Raw genomic sequence first — 4,856 nt, 5'->3', positions numbered from 1 at the left:
CCAGCATCGCTGGCTTTTTTTGTGGGGTAAATTGAAAATTAACGTAACGCGTTAATTCGACCATAAAGTGGTGGGGGTGAAGAGAATAACTCAGCCATACCTTATACCAATCGACTTAAATATTTAACCATTCTAGCGGGCTAAATAAAGTGCTGACTGCGTTAGTGATTTTTTATGTACGACAGCATGGATGCAGGAGGTAGAGCAATGCAGGAGCAATTGCCGAGAACAACTACATGTCAAAATTCCTGCCTTGTTATCACTGTATTTATCTGTCGCTATAAATGGTCAGTAACTTAACACGACTAGTATTAACCACTAGCAATACCCACCATAACAATAAAATAGACACCCACTTTTAATAATCTCAGACTAAACATGATTTTTATCTGGTAATTTTACTGTGTCCCCTAACATGCTCTCAATTTATCATGCAAATAAACAACTCATGATAAAAAACCTAAATAACAAACACACTAAAAAGTGCATTATTGCAATGCGCAGCTTTTTGTTTGGTTGACGTTTTAAGCAAGTAGCTTTTCTATATTATGAGCAAGACAATAAAGTTGCCGCATAATGCAATGAAAGCATTACTTTCGTTTTTCCGTGTAAGGTCAATTTATTCATGCATTTTAAACTGTAATATTGCACAGTTTACTTACAAGCAAACAGGCTCAATACAGCCTAACCTTTTACCATTTCTTAAATAAAAAGCTGTCATAGCCCTATTGAGCTGTCTTTTTGAGCTTCATTCTGTCGATGTAACTTACTTGCAGTCTTCCAACGCTTATCGACTAACCGTGGGTTTAGAACACAAGATCCCCCGTTTAGTAATAATGTGTTACAGGCGACAGTGGTGCTTTTTATAAAAATAGTACGCACTAATTAGATACGCAGTTTAATCAAGTTGAAGGTTAGTGATCGACTCGCCATATCCATATAGTGTGGTATCACCAGTACCAAAAGTAGGCGCTTGGAAGCGAAAGCTCTTGTCAAAGCTCAAAAACAAAAGGCATTAACATTGCGCTAGGCAATGACTATTTAGCGTCACAAGGTTTAGTGTCATTGAGAGATATTTGGATCAATATTCATGATGGGAGATGATCCGCCCATTGCACTTGCTATTAATAAAAAGCGCATGATGAGCAGTCTGGGGCTTGATGTTAGAGACCCCCGGCTATCCGATTTGCTCTCACTCTTTAATCAACACCCATCGCGCGGTTTTAACCCACTTTTTTAAACAGGCAATTTCTTCCATACAGCGTAGTTCATTTAAAATCGACAAATACTGCTCTTCATTTGACGTATACATAAAAAATGCATCACCTTCGCTATCAAATTGAACAGATGCAAAATGTGTATTTGCTCTCACAACTTGCTCTATAGATGGGCCATTGCCGCTAAAACCGTAGGCATTAAACAACTCTGTGAATGATCGCTTATCATCCTTTAAATCAATTTCCACAGGGATCGTAATTGAAAAATAGGTCTCATCAGAATATATGATTGGAGGATAATATTCTGTAATGTCAGGGTTAGCCAGTGGACGAATCCAATAGAACACGAACAATACGAGTAAAATGCAAACTATAATTATTTTCAAAATTTTCATCCTTGAGAACTAACGCTGAGTTTTACGACAATTTTGATGCCGCGAAGCGGTGTAACAAGTAAAAATGACTCCCCCATTTTAAAATCACCTAAAAATAGCATCAAATAAGTTCAGATCAAATCAATTTACCGCCTAAAACTCATTCAAAATTACATTTACAATTATCTTGGGAAGCTTTTATTCTACAAATCCAAAATTACTGACATGCAAACCCTTGCCTTGGGGCAATATTTGACGTTTTAGCTGGGTATAAGTACTGGCCAGTAGTTTTTCGCTGTTGTTAACGTTGCTACATTTTGCTGGTTATTCATTACGGCGTTAGCACATATATAAATACAAAATGTCTTTGCGACTAAAGCAAGTAACTTGCCTTTCCCCCCTCTGCGATGTTCATAAGACTTTCCTGTAAAGCAGTCTTCACCACATAAAAATGCTCGGCGAACACAACGTGAAATACAGTGATAATACTTTGTAGCGGCACCATGATTATTTTTCACACTAATTAAAACTTAGTATTTAGCTTTGTAAAATGCAAAAATTAAGGTGAGTGTCTTACTTATTTATTATTTATAAATTAAACATTGGGTTATCGTTAAAATGAGAGCCCAACTAAATAAATTATTTTAAAATCTAGAAAAAGCCATATTACTTATCTATATGTTCAAATAAATTGATAGGCTTTATTAACAAACAGGATACGGCTGTTACTTTTGTTTATTGCTTAATTGTGTTTTGATGAATTACCTAAAATTTAGATCCCTTTGGTTCTTAAGTAGCTTCATTTATAACAAAGCGAATAAAGTTTAAAAATAAGAAGAGAAAATAATGACAAAACTTAATAACAATAGCGTAGTTATATTAAGCGCAGTTCGTACCGCTATCGGCAGCTTTGGTGGCAGCCTTAAACATTTCACGCCCGCCGAGCTAGGCACTCTATGTGCGAAAGAAGCACTAGCCAGAGCCAAGCTATCACCCAACCAAGTTGGCTCCACTGTAGTCGGTAAAGTAATTCATAACGGCCCTAAAGACGCATACCTTTCAAGAGTCATTGGGCTAGATGCGGGGTTACCTATTAGTAGTCACGCAGTAACTCTCAACCGATTATGTGGATCTGGTCTTGAAGCCATTATACAAGCAGTACAACAAATACAATTAGGTGATGTAGACGCAGCCCTTGCTGGCGGAGCTGAAAGCATGAGTAACTCAGCTTATACCCTCGAAAGTAATCGCTGGGGGCAAAAAATGGGCAATAGCATCATGCAAGATGAACTCACCTCCACATTACAAGACCCATGGGATAATAACCCAATGGGAATAACCGCTGAAAACATTGCAGATAAATACACTATTAGCCGCGACCAGCAAGACGCTTACGCAGCTCAAAGTCATCACAAAGCAGCAAAAGCGATTGCTGCAGGCCATTTTAAACAGCAAATACTCCCTATTGAAATCAAATCAAAAAGTGGCAGCCATATTTTTGATACTGACGAACACGTGCGAGCCGATACCACAACCGAGAAGCTCGCTACCTTAAAGCCCTACTTTAAAAAAGATGGAACCGTTACCGCAGCAAGCTCATCAGGTATAAACGATGGCGCAGCCATGTTGGTACTCATGTCTGAGCAAAAAGCGAATGAGCAAGGCTTAAAACCTCTTGGTCGATTAATAGGTTATGCCAGAGCGGGCGTTGATCCCTCGTTAATGGGCACCGGCCCAATTCCTGCGGTAAAACACGTATTTGAAAAAACAGGCTTAACCATTGATGATATGGATGTAATTGAGTCTAACGAAGCCTTTGCAGTACAAGCTCTGTGCGTTGCCAACGAGTTAAATTTCCCAGCGCATAAGGTAAACCCGAATGGCGGTGCAATTGCCTTAGGCCACCCTGTTGGCGCAACGGGCGCAATTTTATCAACTAAATGCTTGTACGAACTCAAACGAATTAATGGCAAATATGGGCTAGTCACAATGTGTATTGGCGGTGGGCAAGGCATTGCAGCCATTTTTGAAGCGCTTTGATTCTAAGTTTGTAACAACTATTTGATACCACATTAGGTTTAAACATAAGAGCTTTATTCACAAGGAGAACTAAGAGACGCTTTGCTGTTAGAGGAAACAAACAATGTGAAAGGCTATTTTTCTTCTCGTTTGCTCCTCTTTCATTTTTCTTTGTGCAAATAGCTCTTTAAAGGCTTTTTTCACAAAGGGAGCAAAGCGCTGCTACACCTTATTGCTTAATAAAAAAAAGCTTACCTCAAACCTCACCAAGTCATTCGTCTACAAAACGTGTTTTAAAGTTAACTTTCTTACGCCTAATAAAACACCACCAAATGAGATTGAAAATAATATCGGTAAAAACAGTAATGTATTAGTGTTGCCTATATCTGTAGCTGGGCTACCAATAACCGCCAGCGTATTAATTAACAGCAATATCAAACTTGATTGCAGGTAGCCCTTGTATCCAATAGCTCCTGCAAACAACAGCATAATAAATGATCCTGATATCGCAGGCGTAAAAGGTGCAGCGGCGAGTAACATGCAAACAAACGAAAATATGACAGCACAACCAATTATTATTTTAAACATAACATCCTCCATGGTGTTTAACAGTTAATTCAATATAGCTTAACTTAAAGCACCTTATCGTGCCTTTTTTCCACCAGCTATTTATAGCTGTATTATCAAAAATCGTATTCCACCTAACAGGTTTCAACTAACTTTTTGATTTATCAATAACCCCAATATAAAACTACTTATTTCCAAACTGCCGCTCACAGGGCTCGCCATCTCTATCTCCGTCCATTTCATTATTTTTAATTTTACAGCCGTTTTATCAGAGACAGAAAAAGCACAAATTCCGCCACACATAAATGCTATTTGAAAGCTAGATAGCGAAGAAAAACCAAATTGCAGAGAATACATGTACTGCCCTAATAACTGTACAAAGGTAGCCATGCCTAAAATAATCAAAAATGGACATACAACTAGCGTAAACCAAAACCAAATACGTTTAATGCCTTTTATATTTAATACAAAAAATCCTTTTCCTTAATTTAACTTAGAGATTAATTAGCTTGTAAGTCACCGGCATTTTAAAAGCAGCTTATAAGTTTGCCGTGTGAATTTGATGTCTGAAGTCAAGATTTGATAATCATATAGAAAGCTCCTCGAGTTTTTCGATACAGTTGTGTTGACCAAAACATAAACTGAATCCGAGGAGCTTGGTATGAAACTATATGGTGGA

General features: G+C 37.9%; 3 protein-coding genes and 1 pseudogene. 1 reads left to right on the top strand and 3 read right to left on the bottom strand.

What is annotated here, in order from left to right; genetic code table 11:
* Window positions 1-1,192: 1,192 nt before the first annotated feature.
* Window positions 1,193-1,564: a hypothetical protein gene (locus H5158_RS22030; protein ID WP_182718861.1), complete on the bottom strand. Its 372-nt coding sequence runs from the start codon at window positions 1,562-1,564 to the stop codon at window positions 1,193-1,195.
* Between the two features lie 338 nt (window positions 1,565-1,902).
* A pseudogene (locus tag H5158_RS22025) lies at window positions 1,903-2,115 on the bottom strand (hypothetical protein); the annotation flags it as partial.
* A 322-nt stretch (window positions 2,116-2,437) separates the two neighbouring features.
* Between H5158_RS22025 and bktB the strand changes: the two are divergent.
* A complete protein-coding gene (gene bktB, locus H5158_RS22020; protein WP_182740917.1) occupies window positions 2,438-3,631 on the top strand; it encodes a beta-ketothiolase BktB in 1,194 nt (397 codons plus the stop codon).
* A 258-nt stretch (window positions 3,632-3,889) separates the two neighbouring features.
* On the opposite strand, the gene H5158_RS22015 is transcribed toward bktB, so the two are convergent.
* Complete coding sequence (locus H5158_RS22015) at window positions 3,890-4,198, bottom strand: DUF6419 family natural product biosynthesis protein (protein ID WP_182718863.1); 309 nt, start codon at window positions 4,196-4,198, stop codon at window positions 3,890-3,892.
* Between the last annotated feature and the right edge of the window lie 658 nt (window positions 4,199-4,856).

It is taken from the genome of Pseudoalteromonas sp. SR45-6, from assembly GCF_014163545.1.
GTDB classification, from domain to species: Bacteria; Pseudomonadota; Gammaproteobacteria; order Enterobacterales; family Alteromonadaceae; genus Pseudoalteromonas; species Pseudoalteromonas rhizosphaerae.
The sequence above is the reverse complement of the archived record's forward strand: the minus strand, read 5'-3'. Positions and strand labels throughout refer to the sequence as shown.